Source organism: Sphaerisporangium sp. NPDC049457 (assembly GCF_055586705.1).
In genome coordinates, this window is record NZ_JBVJHR010000010.1 from 111755 (window position 1) to 126916 (window position 15162).

Genomic DNA, 15162 nt, shown 5'->3' on the forward strand with positions numbered 1-15162 from the left:
CCGCCGCCTGAGCGCACCGTGCGCCCGCGGGCCGAACCGGCAGTGCCGTCCGCCGTTGGGGCGCGGCCCTGTGACGCGTGCGGCCCGGTGAGCGTGCTCACCGGGCCTGGTCCCGCGGGTCCGTGCGTACGCCTTGCCCGCGCGTCAGTTCTCGCGGGTGGCCATGCCGGTGACCTTGGTGGTGAGGTCAGGGACCACTGGAAGGTCCTCACTGAGGCTGTTCTCGTCGATGACCGAATCGGCCGGGGGCGCCACGATGACGACCTTGCCGCCCCACGAGGTGAAGCGGCTGTCGTCGGCGATGTACAGGTCGCCGAGGGCGCCGCGGGACGGCACCGTGACCTTCGTCTGGAACCGGCGGGGGAGCCGGTCGGCGCCGACCCACAGCTTCCACGGCACGGTGATCTTCTTGCCGTCCTTCGACTTGGCGATGGACGCCAGCATCGGACTGACCTTGGCGAGCGCGGACATTTTGATCGACCCGCGCAGCAGCGTGGTCCTGGCGCCGCCGACCGTGCCGCCGGGGCTCTTCGCCTTGACGGTCGCCAGGATGGCCTTGAGGGTCCGCGGCTGGAGGATGTCGATCGAGCTGCTGTAGGGGGCGGCCTGCGCGACGCGCACCCAGTCGCGACCGGCGGGCAGCAGCTCGTCGTACATGGTGCTCTTCAGGTACATCTTGCCGTTGATCACGATGGAGCGGACGGTGGTGTCGCCGTCGGTGGCGTCGCCCTTGAGCGTGATCTTGGTGTCGTACGCGTCGACGCCCGACCGGCCGAAGCGCAGTTTGCCCGTCTGGCGGTACTTGAACAGGTCCTCGTCGCCGAGGCCCATCCGCGTGGTCTCGTCGAGTCGTACGCCGTTCCTCTTCGCGAACTGCAGGCGCAGGGCGTCCACGGGGTCGGCCGGGACGGGCTTCGCGATGGTGGGCGCCGCTTTCACGGTGGCGGGCGCCGTCCGCGCGGTGGCCGGGGTCGCGGCCAGCGTGAGCGCGGGTGCGACCGCGGCGGTCGCTGCCAGGGCGATCAATCGCCTCATTTGGGGGGTTCCTCCCGTTATATGCCCTCGCCCCGTCGTCGAGGGGCTTCGGCATTCTCGTAAGTCAAGATCACGGTGAAATCACGACATGCCGCGAAATGGGAGGTAAGTGGCCAGGGCGGCGCCGACATCGGATTTGCGGCAATCTTGGGAAAAGGTGGCGTATCTCATTACCCCTAGCGTCGAGGTAATGACCCCCCGGCGAGCGTTCCACGTCCTGGTGGCGGCTAGGCTTCTCAGGCCAGGCTTCCGGCGGATCGCGGGTGCCTTGAGGTCTGGCCTCAACGTAGAGAAGAAGACAGCCGGACAAGCAAGGACGGACCCTCGTGGACCTGTTCGAACATCAGGCGAAGGAGCTCTTCGCGGAGTATGGCATCCCGGTGCCGCGCGGCGTCGTCGCGCACACCGTGGAGGAGGCGCGCGCGGCAGCCGAAAGGCTGAGCGGCCGCGTGGTCGTCAAGGCCCAGGTCAAGACCGGAGGCCGCGGCAAGGCCGGAGGCGTCAAGGTCGCCGCCGACGCCGCCGACGCCGAGGGCAAGGCCGCCGACATCCTCGGCATGGACATCAAGGGACACACGGTCCACAAGGTCCTCGTCGAAGAGGCCAGCGCGATCGCCGAGGAGTACTACTTCTCGTTCCTGCTCGACCGCGCCAACCGCACCTTCCTCGCCATCTGCTCCGCCGCGGGCGGCATGGAGATCGAGGAGGTCGCGCACACTTCGCCGGAGAAGGTCGCCCAGATCCCGGTCTCCCCGCTGACCGGCGTCGACCGCGCGCGCGCCCGTGAGATCGCCCAGGCAGGCGGCCTCCCCGAGGCCGCGCTGGACGGCGCCGCCGAGATCATCGAGAAGCTCTGGGCCGTCTTCGTGGACGAGGACGCCACGCTGGTCGAGGTCAACCCGATGATCCTGACCGCCGACGGCCAGGTCAAGGCGCTCGACGGCAAGGTGACCCTCGACGACAACGCCACCTTCCGCCAGGCCGAGCACGAGTCCTACGCCGACAAGGCCGCCGAGGACCCGCTGGAAGCGCGGGCCAAGGAGAAGGACCTCAACTACGTCAAGCTCGAAGGTTCCGTGGGGATCATCGGCAACGGCGCGGGCCTGGTCATGTCGACCCTGGACGTCGTCGCCTACGCCGGCGAGCAGTTCGGCGGCCAGCGTCCGGCCAACTTCCTCGACATCGGCGGCGGCGCCTCGGCCGAGGTCATGGCCAACGGCCTTGAGATCGTGCTGTCCGACCCGAGCGTCAAGTCGGTCTTCGTGAACGTCTTCGGCGGCATCACCGCCTGCGACGCCGTCGCCAACGGCATCGTGTCGGCGTTCAAGCTGCTCTCCGACCGCGGCGAGGCGGTCAGCCACCCGCTGGTCGTCCGCCTGGACGGCAACAACGCCACCCTCGGGCGGCAGATTCTCAACGACGCGGGTCTGCCCCGCGTCGAACTCGTGGACACTATGGACGAAGCGGCCAAGCGCGCCGCCGAGCTCGCTGCGGTAGGTGCGTAATGGCAATCTGGCTGACCGAGAACAGCAAGATCATCGTCCAGGGCATCACGGGTTCCGAGGGCTCCAAGCACACCCGGCGCATGCTCAAGTCCGGTGCGAAGGTCGTCGGCGGTACCAACCCCCGTAAGGCGGGCACCACCGTCGACTTCGACGGAGTGGAGCTTCCGGTCTTCGCGACCGTGGCCGAGGCCATGGCCGCCACCGGCGCCGACGTCACCGTCATCTTCGTGCCGCCCGCGGGCACCAAGGCCGCCGTCAAGGAGGCCATCGACGCCGAGATCCCGCTCGCCGTCGTCATCACCGAGGGCGTGCCGGTCCATGACTCCACCGAGTTCTGGGCGTACGCCATCGCCAAGGGCGGCAAGACCCGCATCATCGGCCCGAACTGCCCCGGCATCGCCTCGCCCGGCGCCTCCAACGCAGGCATCATCCCGGCCGACATCACCTCTTCCGGCCGCATCGGCCTGGTGAGCAAGTCCGGGACGCTGACCTACCAGCTGATGTACGAGCTTCGCGACATCGGCTTCTCCACGGCGGTGGGCATCGGCGGCGACCCGGTGATCGGCACGACGCACATCGACGCGCTGGAGGCCTTCCAGGCCGACCCGGAGACCGAGGCGATCGTGATGATCGGCGAGATCGGCGGCGACGCCGAGGAGCGCGCGGCGGCCTACATCGAGCAGCACGTGACCAAGCCCGTCGTGGCCTACGTGGCCGGTTTCACCGCGCCCGAGGGCAAGACGATGGGGCACGCCGGCGCGATCGTGTCGGGTTCGGCGGGTACGGCGCAGGCCAAGAAGGAAGCGCTGGAGAAGGTCGGCGTGCGGGTCGGCAAGACCCCCAGCGAGACCGCCCGCCTCATGCGCGAGATCATGCGCTCCCGCTGACGCGGCCGCCGCAGCGAGAGACCACAGAGACGCCCGGTCACCGGCCGGGCGTCTCTGTCATGTCCGGGATCACCCCGGCAGATGGACGCGGCCGGCCGCACCGGCGGTTGCCGGCCCGCTGATCTCGGCCGACCGATCGGCGGCCCTGGAAGGCGGACCTTGGCCGGCGGCACCAACGGCTCTGGCCTGCGGACCTTGGCCGGCCGCACCGGCGGCCCCGGCCCGCGGACTCCGGCCGGCCTATGGCCCGGACGCGCACATGGACCGGACGCGCACCGGTCCGCTGATCGTCTCGGGGACAAAGGGGGCGACACGCGGTCGCGGTAGGCCCGCCCGGGCCGGACATGCTGAGACCATCGAATACTGTGACGGCCCTTTTCGACCAGCTCCGGGCGGCCCCCCGCACCGTCCTCAGCCGCATCCCCCTGGCGGGGAGCGGCGGCGACGACGACGAGGCGCGCCGTCCGCTGCCCGTCTCCGGGATGCTCGCCGCGGCCTGGACGCTCGGCGTCGGCCTCGCCGTCCTGACCACGCTGACCCTGATCGGGTGGATCGCCGCGCCGCGCGGCGCGTTCGGGCAGGGGCTGCCGGGAGTGTTCCGGGCCGCCTGCCAGGTCTGGCTGGCCGCCCACCACGCGGGCTTCGCCATCCCGGGCGGGCGCGTCGGGCTGCTGCCGCTCGGCCTGACGGTGCTGCCCGCCGCGCTGCTGTACCGGGCCGCGATGTGGATGGCCAGGGACGCCGACCTGCGGCTGCGGCTGCCCGCCCGGCTGCCCAAGGGCAGCACCAAGGATCTGTCCAACGCCCGCCGCCGCGCCCAGCTCGTGCTGATCGCCCAGGCCGGCATCTCGCTGGCCGCCCCGTACGCCCTGCTGGCCGGGGTGATCGCGCTGGCCGCCCAGAACAACCTCACCCAGCCGTTCGTCGGCGAGGCGCTGCTGAGCCATCTCGTCCTGGCCTTCGTCGCCGGGTCCCTGGCGACCGCCCGCACGATCGGCCCGTGGCGCTCGATGCTCCGCCTGCTGCCCGAGCGCGCGCGGTCGGTCGTCGTCGGCACGGCCGTCGCCCTGTCGATCATGCTGGCGGCGGGGCTCGTGCTCGTGCTCGCCGCGGTCGTGGCCGACTTCGGGCAGATCCGGCGGCTGTCGGAGCTGCTGGCGCCCGGGTTCGTCGGCGGGGCGCTCCTACTGCTCGTCGAGGCCCTCTACCTGTTCAACTTCGTCATCTGGGGCCTGGCCTACATCAGCGGGCCGGGGTTCGCCCTGGGTACGGGCACGCTCGTCGCGCCCACGGGCGTGCAGCTGGGGGCCGTCCCCGCCCTGCCGATCCTCGGCGCGCTGCCCGACTCCGGCGTCATGTCGCCGTGGATCATGGGGGTTCTCGCGGTCCCGTTCATCGCCGGCGCGGTCGCCGGGGTCATGGTGGCGCGCATCTCGCCGACCCCGCACTTCGAGTCGGCGCCGCTGTGGGGTTTCGTCTGCGGCGTGGGCGCCGGACTGTCGGCGGGGCTGCTGGCCGCGCTCGCGGGCGGCCCGCTCGGCGGCGCCCGCCTCTCCGCCGTCGGCCCCTCCGCGTGGGAGGTCGCGCTGTCGGTGACGCTGGAGGTCGGCGTGGCCGCGGGCATCTCCGCGGGGCTGACCAACTGGTGGCTGGTGTTCCACGGCGCCAGGCTGGAGGCCGCGCCGGTCCGCAGGGCGGGCGACGCCATCGCGAAGGTGGCCGGCAGGGCCAAGCTGACCGCGCCGGCGCCCGGCCGCGAGCTGCCCGGCCACTGGATGGACGCCACAGAGGCCGACACCCAGCCGATCCCGGTGATCAGGGCCGACTGGTCCGACGAGCACGCCTCGGCCGCCGCCGAGGCTCTCGGCCCCGCTCTCGGGGACGAGCCCCCGGCGAACGCCCAGCGCGACGGCAAGGGGCCCGCACGCAATGGGCCCGCCGGCAAGGGATCCGCCGGCAAGGGCTCGTCCGGAGCGAGGACCGCCGCGGGCAAGGCGCGCGGCGTCAGGCGCGAGGAACCGCGCCCGCCGCGCCGCGACATCGTGGACGAGTCCGACGACCGCGGCGGCCACATCATCTACGTCGACCCCTACGCCTGGGACCGCGACTCCTGACCTCTTGAGCGCCCTCGTCCAAGGCGGGGCGCTCGGTCGTCAGAGGTGGAAGCGCGTGGCGTGCGAGCGTTCGCCCTGGCCGCTCGGGGAGGGCTCGAACAACACCTCGTCGGCGTAGCACCACGCCCAGTCTTCGCCGGGCTCGAACGACTCGGCGATCGGGTGCCCGTCGGTCGCGTAGTGCTTGCTGGCGTGGCGGTTCGGGGAGGAGTCGCAGCAGCCGACGTGCCCGCAGGCCAGGCAGGTGCGCAGGTGGACCCAGCGCCCGCCCATGGCCAGACACTCCTCGCAGCCCTGCGGTGTGTTCGGCTCGACGTCCTTCACGGAGCCGAGGTGGTTACAGTCCTTCACTGTTCTCCTCTGGTGAGCGGACGGCGCGATCACGCGACCGTTCCCGTTCCCCGGCCGCTCCAGGAGAGCAGGCCGGGCATGCTGTCTACATAAGTCACGATAAGTGGCGACACACCAGGTCGGGTGAGCGGCGTCATGGTGGGAAGGGCAGCCGCACGCTGCCCTTCGGCATGAACGGCAGCCGGTGCTCCACGGCCCGCTCCAGGTCGCCGACGCAGACCTGCTGCGAGGTCGCCGTGCCCGCGCCCTTCATGCACTCGGTGTACGCCGTCAGCTCGCCGCTGAAGTACATCTGCACCCACATCACCAGGGTGGCCAGGCACAGCGACGCCAGCGACAGCAGCATCCCGAGGACGGCGAGCACGACGGGCCGCTGACGGCCGGACAGCGCACGCCACGCCCGGAAGCACACGACGGCCGAGAAGACGCCGAGGGCCAGGCCGAACACCGGCACCAGGAAGGTGAGCGCCAGCGCGCCGATGGAGAGCAGCAGCGCCCGGCGCCCGATCTCACTGCCCGATGTCTCCACGGGTGGTTGCACCTGACCTCCTCTGCGTCGTGGAGCGGACGGGCCGATACGCTGACGCCATATCGACAACGTCACCTCGAAGGAGTGCAGCCCTGTCGGCTCGGCTCGTGGTCCTCGTCTCCGGTTCCGGGACCAACCTACAGGCCCTCATGGACGCCGCCGCTGATGACGCATACGGAGCCCGTATCGTCGCCGTCGGCGCCGACCGCGAAGGCATCGAGGGCCTCGCCCGCGCCCGGCGCGCCGGCCTGCCCACCTTCGTCGTCAAACTGGCCGGTCACCCCACCCGAACGGAGTGGGACCAGGCCCTGCGCGCGGCGATCGCCGCGCACGAGCCCGACCTGGTGGTGTCCGCGGGTTTCATGAAGATCCTCGGCCCGGAGGTCCTCGGCGCGTTCCCGGTGGTCAACACCCATCCCGCCCTGCTGCCGTCCTTCCCGGGCGCGCACGCCGTCCCCGACGCCCTCGCCTACGGCGTGCGGGTGACCGGCTGCACCGTCCACCTGGTCGACGCCGGCGTGGACACCGGCCCGGTGATCGCCCAGGAGGCGGTGGCCGTCCACGACGGGGACGACGAGAGCTCGCTGCACGAACGCATCAAGACCGTCGAGCGTCGCCTGCTCGTCGAGGTCGTGGGCCGCATGGCCCGGGACGGCTGGACGGTGAGCGGCCGCCACGTCCGCCTGGGCGACGCAGACCACCTGAGCCAGTCGCAACCTCCGGGCCGTCCGGGAGCTCCGGGCCGCCTGGACACAGGGAGGAGCACGAAGTGACCCGCATCGCCATCCGGCGCGCGCTGATCACGGTATATGACAAGTCCGGGCTGGAGGACCTGGCCCGCGCCTTGGACGCCGCCGGCGTCGAGATCGTGTCCACGGGGGGCACGGCGTCGAAGATCGCCTCGTTCGGCGTCCCGGTGACCCCGGTGGAGTCGCTGACCGGCTTCCCCGAGTGCCTGGGCGGGCGGGTCAAGACCCTGCACCCGCGCGTGCACGCCGGCCTGCTGGCCGACGGGTCCAACCCCTCCCACGTCAAGCAGCTCGAAGAGCTGGAGATCGAGCCGTTCCAGCTCGTCGTGGTCAACCTGTACCCCTTCCAGCAGACGGTCGCCTCGGGCGCCTCCGAGGAGGAGTGCGTCGAGCAGATCGACATCGGCGGCCCGGCGATGATCCGCGCGGCGGCGAAGAACCACGGCACGGTCGCGGTGGTGACCGACCCCGCCCGCTACGGCGACGTCCTCAGGGCGGTCGAGGGCGGCGGTTTCACCGAGCCCGAGCGCCGACGCCTCGCCGCCGACGCCTACGCCCACACCGCCGCGTACGACACGATGGTGGCCTCGTGGTTCGCCAACGTCTACGCCCCGGAGGACGACGCCGCCTGGCCGTCCTTCATGGGCGCGACGTGGGAGCGCCGGGCCGTGCTCCGGTACGGCGAGAACCCCCACCAGGGGGCGGCGCTCTACTCCGCAGGGCAGGACGGCCTGGCCAACGCCGAGCAGCTGCACGGCAAGGAGATGTCGTACAACAACTACGTGGACGCCGACGCCGCCTGGCGCGCCGCGTGGGACTTCGCCGAGCCGGCCGTCGCGATCATCAAGCACGCCAACCCGTGCGGCGTGGCCGTCGGCGCCGACGTGGCCGAGGCGCACCGCAAGGCGCACGAGTGCGACCCGGTGTCCGCCTACGGCGGGGTCATCGCGGTCAACGGCGAGGTGACCGAGGCGCTCGCCGAGCAGATCGCGCCGATCTTCACCGAGGTCGTCGTCGCGCCGTCGTTCACCGACGCGGCGCTGGCCGTGCTGACCAAGAAGAAGAACCTCCGGCTGCTGCGCTGCCCCGCGGGCCCGGCCAACCCCGCCGAGTTCCGCCGCATCGACGGCGGCCTGCTGGCCCAGACCGTCGACCGGGTGGACGCGCCCGGCGACGACCCGGCCGCCTGGGAGCTCAAGGCCGGTCCGGTGGCCTCGCCCGAGGTGCTGGCCGACCTGGCGTTCGCCTGGAAGGCGTGCCGGTCGGTCAAGTCCAACGCCATCCTGCTCGCCTCCGGCGGGGCGACCGTGGGCGTCGGGATGGGCCAGGTCAACCGGGTCGACTCCGCTCGTCTGGCGGTGTCGCGGGCCGGTGACCGGGCGGAGGGTTCCGTGGCGGCCTCCGACGCCTTCTTCCCGTTCGCTGACGGGCTGCAGGTGCTCATCGACGCCGGGGTGAAGGCCGTCGTCGAGCCCGGCGGGTCCGTCCGGGACGAGGAGGTCATCGAGGCCGCCGCCAAGGCCGGCATCACGCTGTACTTCACCGGCACCCGCCACTTCTTCCACTGATCACCGCGGCCGCTCCGGGGTCCCGTCAAGGCCCCGGAGCGCGGCGCCGCCACCCCTGAGATTCGCCGGGCGGCGGGACGGGCGGGAGCCCCCGGTCTACCGTGGACAGCGGCAGCCGTCGCATCTCTGGGAGGACCGGTGGAGTCACCTCCGATCGTGTCGCGCGAGGAGTGGTTGAAGGCCCGCGAAGAGCTTCTGGTGAAGGAGAAGGAGCTGACCCGGGCGCGGGACGCGCTCAACGCCGAGCGCCGGGCGCTGCCCATGGTCGAGATCGGCAAGCCGTACGCCTTCCAGGGCCCGCACGGGGAGGCGAGCCTGCTCGACCTGTTCGAGGGGCGCCGCCAGCTCATCGTCTACCACTTCATGTGGGTGCCCGACGCGGACGAGGGGTGCACGAGCTGCTCGTTCCTGGTCGACCACGTCGGAGACCCGCGGCACCTGCACGGGTGCGACACCACGCTGGCCCTGGTGTCCCGCGCGCCGCTGGCCTCGATCGAGCGGTTCAGGCACCGCATGGGCTGGACCCTGCCGTGGTACTCCTCCTACGGCGGCGACTTCAACTACGACTTCCACGCCAGCAACGACGAGGCCGTCGCCCCCGTCGAGTACAACTACATGGACAAGGCGAACCTGGAGCGCAAGGGCCTGCACTTCTTCGCCCAGAACGGACAGGACGGGCACGGCCTCAGCGTGTTCCTGCGTGACGGCGAGCGGGTGTTCCACACCTACTCGACCTACGGCCGGGGCCCTGAGGTGCTGCTGAACACCTACAACTACCTCGACTTCACCCCCCTCGGCCGGCAGAGGCACGTCAGCGAGTTCCCCCACCACGACCGTTACGACGGCGAGCCCGGCGCCTGCTGCTCCCATCACTGACCGCTCCGGCAGGCCGTACCCTCGGGGCGGCCTCCCGGCGCCCGGCATGGGAGGATGGCGAGCTGTGAGCGCGCAGATTCTCGACGGCAAGGCCACCGCGGCGAAGATCAAGGCAGACCTGGCCCAGCGGGTGAGCAGGCTCGCCGCGCAGGGCGTCACCCCCGGCCTCGGCACGATCCTCGTCGGCGACGACCCGGGCAGTCAGATCTACGTCGCGGGCAAGCACCGCGACTGCGCCGAGGTCGGCATCGCCTCCATCCGCAAGGACCTCCCCGAGACCGCCTCGCAGGCCGAGGTGGAGGCCGCGATCGACGAGCTGAACGCCGACCCGGCCTGCACGGGCTACATCATCCAGCTCCCGCTGCCCCGCCACCTCGACGCCCAGTCGCTGATCGAGCGCATGGACCCCGGCAAGGACGCCGACGGCCTGCACCCGGTCAACCTCGGCCGGCTCGTGCACATGGTCGACGCCCCGCTGCCGTGCACGCCCCGGGGCATCGTGGTGCTCCTGCAGGAGTACGGCGTGGCCGTCAAGGGCGCCGACGTCACGGTCATCGGCCGCGGCATCACCGTGGGCCGCCCGCTGGGACTGCTGCTGACCCGCCGCACCGAGAACGCCACCGTGACCCTGTGCCACACCGGCACCCAGAACCTCCCTGCGCGGGTGCGCGAGGCCGACATCGTCGTGGCCGCGGCCGGCGTCCCCGGCCTGATCACGCCGGACATGGTCAAGCCCGGCGCCGCCGTGCTGGACGTGGGCGTCTCGCGCGTCGACGGCAAGCTCGCGGGGGACGTCGCGCCGGAGGTGCGGGAGGTCGCCGGGTTCGTGGCCCCCAACCCGGGCGGCGTCGGCCCGATGACCCGCGCGATGCTCATCACCAACGTCGTCGAGTCCGCCGAACGCCAAGCCCGCTGACCCTGCCGGAGCACCGGGCTCGCCGAGGCCGGCCGGAACACCGGGTCCCATGACCCGCACCTGCCCACCGGGCTCTTCGCGTTCGTCGTGCGGCGCCCGGGACCGCGTCTTGGGCCGGCGGCGGGTCAGAGGGCCAGCAGCGCCTGCTCGACGACCTCGGTCGGGGCGGGGTGGATGTACAGCACGTCTCGCGCGATGCGGTCCGCGGTCTGACCGAGCGCCATCGCCTGGATCAGCGGCTGGATGAGCGTGGCCGCCTGGGGACCGATGATGTGCGCACCGAGGAGCGTGCGGTCGGCCGGGTTCGCCAAGATCTTGACGAAGCTGGTGGTGTCCTCCAGCGCCCACCCGTACGCGGTGTCGGCGTAGTCGCGGACGCTGATCAGGTAGGGGATGCCGCGAGCACGGGCGTCCTGCTCGGTCAGCCCGATGGAGGCGACCTGCGGGTCGCTGAAGACCGCGTGCGGCGCGACCGAGGTGGGCAGGTCGCGCACGTCCTGCGGATGCAGCATGTTGTGCCGCATGAGCCGCACCTCGGCGTTGGCCATGTGCTTGAGCTGGAAGTGGTTGGCCGCGTCGCCGATCGCCCAGACGCCGGGCACCGAGCTGCGGCAGGCGGCGTCGATCCGGATGTGGCCGTGCTCATCGAGGTCGAGCCCGCCGGCGGCGCAGTCGAGCCGGTCGGTGTTGGGCAGCCGGCCGATGGCCACCAGCATCATCGCGGCGCGCACGACCTGCTCGCCGTCGGGCCCGGCCACGCGGGCCTCGACGCCGTCGCCGTCCCGCGCCACCGAGGTGGCGTGGGCGTTCAGCAGGACGCGGTGCCGCTGCGCGGCGAGCTCGGTGAACCGCGCCGACACCTGCTCGTCCTCGCCCGTCAGCAGCCGCGGACCGCGCTGCACGATCGTGACCTCCGAACCGAGGGCGCCGAAGATGTGACCGAACTCGGCGGCGATGAACCCGCCGCCGATGATGACCAACGAGGCCGGCACCTCGTCGATCCGCATGATCGTGTCGGAGGTGTGGTACGGGACGGCGTCGAGCCCGGCGATGTCCGGGACGGCCGGCCGGGACCCGACCGAGACCAATATCGTGTCGGCGCTGATCCGCTCGGAGCCGACCTGGAGCACCTTCGGCGCGACGAACCGGGCCTCCTCGGTGTACACGTCGACGCCGTGCCGGCGGCGGTAGCGCAGCGCGCTGTCGTGCAGCGGATCGATGCGGTTGAACACCCGGTCGCGGATGGCCTTCCAGTCGACCTTCTCGACCGTGGCCATGACGCCGAGCCGAGCCGCCGCGCGGGCACCGGAGGCCGCGTCGGCGGCGGCGACCAGCATCTTGGTCGGGATGCACCCGCGGTTGAGGCAGGTGCCGCCGAACCGGTCGGGCTCGACGATGGCGGTGCGCAGGTGCGCGACTTCGTCGTTCAGCAGCATGTTGCCGCTGCCCGCCCCGAGGATCAGAAGGTCGTAGTGCCGCACGCCCGTCTCCGTTTCCGCTGGATGCCGCCGACCGTTTCGCCGCGATCCTTACCATACGGCGGCCACGCCGGGCAGGTCGGCGAAGGGGGCGGACAGGGGGCGGTATGCCGGACCCGGCGTCGAATTTCCGCCGGGCCCCGCCGTCAGAGCCGCTCGATCTCGGTCAGGTCGATGTCGATCTCAAACGGTACGCTGACCTGCAGCTTGTCGTGGTGGATGCCCATCAGCGCGTACGCCTTGGCGGCCGGGTCGAGTTCGTAGACGTAAACGGTGGCCCGGCCGTCGTTCTGCTCCACCCGCCAGAAATGCCGGATGCCGGCCGCCGCGTACAGCTGGGGCTTACGCTCTCGATCGCGCGTGTCGGAGTCCGGGCTCACCACCTCGGCCGCGAGCACGACATCGGCTGCCTGATAGGCGGTTACGTCGAGTCCGAGATCGGCGGCTTCGTTGATCACGACGATGTCCGGTTCCGGCCGCTGGCGAAGGCCGAGGGTCACGCTCATCTCGCGGCGGACCCGGAGTTCGGCGGGCAGGTGCCGGCGGAGGCCGTTCTCCAGCACGGTGATCGTCAACCCGTGAAAGGAAGCTTGGGGGCTCACGAAGACCAAGCTTCCATCGATCAACTCTGTGTGCGCAGGCAAATCCGGAATGTGATCGAGATCTTCCGCCTTGAAGCCCTCTGCTGGTGGCACCAGCCAGTCGGGAAGTTGGCGGTCTGTCATGATTTCGCTCCGGACCTGGACTGTCATGCTCTCACGCTAACAACCGCACTCGTTCTCTCCACTGGTTTTCCCGTACTCCCTGTGCCGGAACCACCACGCACCGGAGGCGTGCTGAGGCCGTCTTCTGCTAGGAGTACCGGAGCCCGGCGGGGGTGGGCCGCCGAGTCTCCGGGAAGGCCGGAGCTCGGCAGGGCCCTGTTGTCATGAGGCTCGGCGGTTGGCCGTCTGTGGGGGCGGGGACTCGCCGGGGCCCGAGGTGCGCTGCGGCGGCACCACGGGTGTGGGGCGTACCAGGCCGAGGGCGACGACCTCGTTCGCCAGCCTCGTGCGCCGGTTGATGCCCTCGGGGATGCGGAACTTCTGGTACAGGCGCAGCAGGTGCTGCTTGACCGCGGCCTCGGTGACGACCAGGTCGTCGGCGATCTCGCGGGCGGTCGCCGGTGCGACGAACGCCTCGTCCGACAGCGCGGGCCTGCACAGGGAGGTCAGCACGTCGACCTCCCGCCTGGTCAGCTCGGGCGCGGCCGCGCGGCGCAGCTCGACCTCCGGCGCGAAGTCCTCCCTCGGGATGCCGCCGACCCGGCAGCGCGCCGCGCCGAAGGAGACGACGTCGCCGTCGTCGAGCACCCTCCGGGCGATCGGCCTGCCGTTCACCCGGGTGCCGTTGCGGGACAGGCCCAGATCAACGACATACAGGTAAGGTCCGCGGCGGACGAACTCGGCGTGCAACCGTGACACGCTCGGATCGGCCAGCCTGACGTCGACGCCTCGGCCTCGGCCGATCGTCGTGATCTCGGGGCGCAACGGGACGACCTCACCGGTGTCCTCGACGCGTATGAACGGCCCCTCCACGGCAGTTCCTCCCCAGGTAGCCCGCCGTTACTTCCGCTACAGCTCCGGCTTACCCAAACGAGGGGTTGGGGAATCGCCTTTGCCGTAACGAGAATGAATGCAGAAATTGGTCTGGACCTCCGCGGCCGGTTTTACCAGCTCACAGGTAGACTTCGGACGAAGATAAGCGGAGGAAACAACACATGGCGGACAACCCCACCAAAGGCCTCGCCGATGTCGTCGCCGCGTCTACAGCGCTGAGCGACATCGACGGCAAAGCCGGTCGCCTCTTCTACCGCGGCTACGACATTCACGAGCTGGCCGGCCGCACGACCTTCGAAGAGACCGCGCACCTGCTGCAGCATGGCACGCTCCCCACGCGTCAGCAGCTGGCCGACTACGGAGCCGAACTCGTCCGAGGTCGCGCGCTCGGCGCGCTCGTCGAAGCCAACGTCGCCGAGATCGCAGAGAAACAGGCGCCCATGGAGGCGCTGCGGACGCTGGTGTCCCTCGCCAGCGCCGAGGACCCCGACAAGGACTCCAACGAGTCCGACGCCAACTGCCGCAAGGCGGCGCGCCTGACGGCGCAGCAACCCATCCTCGTCGCCCGCTACCACGCGGCCCGCACCGGCGCCCCGCTGCGCGAGCCCGATCCGGAGCTGAGCGTCGCGGCGAACTTCCTGCTGCAGATCACCGGCCGCGTCCCCGACCAGCGCGCGGTCGACATCTTCGACACCTGCCTGGTCCTGCACGCCGACCACACCATGAACGCCTCGACCTTCGCCGCCCGCGTGTGCGCGGCGACGCTGTCGGACATGCACTCGGCGGTCGTGGCGGCCATCGGCACCCTCAAGGGCCCTCTGCACGGCGGCGCCAACGAGCAGGTGATGCGCACGCTGGAGAGCATCCCGTCCGACGGGGTGGCGCAGGCCGTGCGCGACAAACTGGCCCGCGGCGAGAAGATCATGGGCTTCGGCCACCGCGTGTACAAGACCGAGGATCCGCGCGCGACGCACCTGCGCAAGATGTCGCGCGAGTTGGGCGAGGCCGGCGGCGACGACACCTACTATCGGATGTCGAAGGAGATGGAGGAGGTCGTCTTCGCCGAGAAGGGGCTGTATCCCAATGTCGACTTCTACGCCGCGACGGTCTATCACTATTTGGGTATTCCGACCGATCTGTTCACCCCGGTCTTCTCGGTGAGCAGGATGTCCGGCTGGACCGCCCACGTGATCGAACAGCACGCCGACAACCGGTTGATCCGCCCCGACAGCGAGTACATCGGGCAGCGTGACCAGAAGTGGACACCGATTGACGAAAGGTAAGGGCTGGGGGTCGTACCTGCTGGTCCTGGCGGGTGCGGCCGTCGGTCTCGGGACGATCGCGATGGGCCTGCCCGCATGGGCGGGCTCATTGGTCGTGGCCGCGTCGGTGTTCCTCGGCGCGGCGCTGCGACTGGTCGTCCCCGGCGGCGACGAGAGCCTTCTCGCGGTGCGCAGGCGGCGCACCGACGCCGTCACCTATGGCGTCCTCGGCTGCATGCTCACCGTGGTCGCCGTCAGCGTCGCCGTGCAGTGGATGGCGGGCAGATAACGGCC

15 protein-coding genes are annotated in these 15162 nt (G+C 71.0%); 9 read left to right on the plus strand and 6 right to left on the minus strand.

Going from position 1 to position 15162, the window contains the following annotated elements:
- Positions 1–144: 144 nt before the first annotated feature.
- Positions 145–1035 carry a hypothetical protein gene (locus tag ACZ6QO_RS17455; protein ID WP_465851764.1) on the minus strand — a complete coding sequence of 297 codons (891 nt, stop codon included), beginning with the start codon at positions 1033–1035 and terminating at the stop codon, positions 145–147.
- A 326-nt stretch (positions 1036–1361) separates the two neighbouring features.
- Here ACZ6QO_RS17455 and sucC point away from each other — a divergent pair, with 326 nt between their 5' ends.
- From sucC to ACZ6QO_RS17470, 3 genes are all read left to right on the plus strand, one after another.
- A complete protein-coding gene (sucC, locus tag ACZ6QO_RS17460; protein WP_465851765.1) occupies positions 1362–2540 on the plus strand; it encodes an ADP-forming succinate--CoA ligase subunit beta in 1179 nt (392 codons plus the stop codon).
- Positions 2540–3427: a succinate--CoA ligase subunit alpha gene (gene sucD / locus ACZ6QO_RS17465; RefSeq protein WP_465851767.1), complete on the plus strand. Its 888-nt coding sequence runs from the start codon at positions 2540–2542 to the stop codon at positions 3425–3427. Before sucC ends, sucD begins: the two co-directional genes overlap by 1 nt.
- A gap of 365 nt (positions 3428–3792) precedes the next feature.
- Entirely contained in the window at positions 3793–5541 is a 1749-nt protein-coding gene (locus ACZ6QO_RS17470; RefSeq protein ID WP_465851768.1) for a cell division protein PerM, read from the plus strand.
- 39 nt (positions 5542–5580) lie between these two features.
- Here the strand turns inward: ACZ6QO_RS17470 and ACZ6QO_RS17475 are convergent, their stop codons facing one another.
- The gene (locus tag ACZ6QO_RS17475; RefSeq protein ID WP_465851769.1) at positions 5581–5892 is read right to left on the minus strand and encodes a UBP-type zinc finger domain-containing protein; all 312 of its coding nucleotides are present in this window, start codon (positions 5890–5892) and stop codon (positions 5581–5583) included.
- A 133-nt stretch (positions 5893–6025) separates the two neighbouring features.
- Entirely contained in the window at positions 6026–6433 is a 408-nt protein-coding gene (locus ACZ6QO_RS17480) for a hypothetical protein (protein ID WP_465851770.1), read from the minus strand.
- Positions 6434–6513: 80 nt separating this feature from the next.
- Here ACZ6QO_RS17480 and purN point away from each other — a divergent pair, with 80 nt between their 5' ends.
- The 4 genes from purN (at position 6514) to ACZ6QO_RS17500 (ending at position 10530) form a co-directional block, all read left to right on the plus strand.
- Complete coding sequence (purN, locus tag ACZ6QO_RS17485; RefSeq protein WP_465852018.1) at positions 6514–7194, plus strand: phosphoribosylglycinamide formyltransferase; 681 nt, start codon at positions 6514–6516, stop codon at positions 7192–7194.
- Positions 7191–8738 carry a bifunctional phosphoribosylaminoimidazolecarboxamide formyltransferase/IMP cyclohydrolase gene (gene purH, locus ACZ6QO_RS17490; RefSeq protein WP_465851771.1) on the plus strand — a complete coding sequence of 516 codons (1548 nt, stop codon included), beginning with the start codon at positions 7191–7193 and terminating at the stop codon, positions 8736–8738. Before purN ends, purH begins: the two co-directional genes overlap by 4 nt.
- 138 nt (positions 8739–8876) lie before the next feature.
- Positions 8877–9614 carry a DUF899 domain-containing protein gene (locus ACZ6QO_RS17495; protein WP_465851773.1) on the plus strand — a complete coding sequence of 246 codons (738 nt, stop codon included), beginning with the start codon at positions 8877–8879 and terminating at the stop codon, positions 9612–9614.
- A 64-nt stretch (positions 9615–9678) separates the two neighbouring features.
- Positions 9679–10530, plus strand: a complete 852-nt coding sequence (locus ACZ6QO_RS17500; RefSeq protein ID WP_465851774.1) for a bifunctional methylenetetrahydrofolate dehydrogenase/methenyltetrahydrofolate cyclohydrolase — start codon at positions 9679–9681, stop codon at positions 10528–10530.
- A gap of 125 nt (positions 10531–10655) precedes the next feature.
- Here ACZ6QO_RS17500 and ACZ6QO_RS17505 read toward each other — a convergent pair whose 3' ends face one another.
- From ACZ6QO_RS17505 to ACZ6QO_RS17515, 3 genes are all read right to left on the minus strand, one after another.
- Entirely contained in the window at positions 10656–12011 is a 1356-nt protein-coding gene (locus ACZ6QO_RS17505; protein ID WP_465851776.1) for a mycothione reductase, read from the minus strand.
- Positions 12012–12154: 143 nt separating this feature from the next.
- Entirely contained in the window at positions 12155–12733 is a 579-nt protein-coding gene (locus ACZ6QO_RS17510; protein ID WP_465852020.1) for a Uma2 family endonuclease, read from the minus strand.
- 201 nt (positions 12734–12934) lie between these two features.
- Entirely contained in the window at positions 12935–13585 is a 651-nt protein-coding gene (locus tag ACZ6QO_RS17515; RefSeq protein ID WP_380839982.1) for an FHA domain-containing protein, read from the minus strand.
- Between the two features lie 182 nt (positions 13586–13767).
- Between ACZ6QO_RS17515 and ACZ6QO_RS17520 the strand changes: the two genes are divergently transcribed.
- Entirely contained in the window at positions 13768–14889 is a 1122-nt protein-coding gene (locus ACZ6QO_RS17520; protein ID WP_465851778.1) for a citrate/2-methylcitrate synthase, read from the plus strand.
- The gene (locus tag ACZ6QO_RS17525) at positions 14876–15157 is read left to right on the plus strand and encodes a DUF3017 domain-containing protein (RefSeq protein WP_465851779.1); all 282 of its coding nucleotides are present in this window, start codon (positions 14876–14878) and stop codon (positions 15155–15157) included. The genes ACZ6QO_RS17520 and ACZ6QO_RS17525 overlap by 14 nt, the downstream gene beginning before the upstream one ends.
- Positions 15158–15162 lie beyond the last annotated feature (5 nt).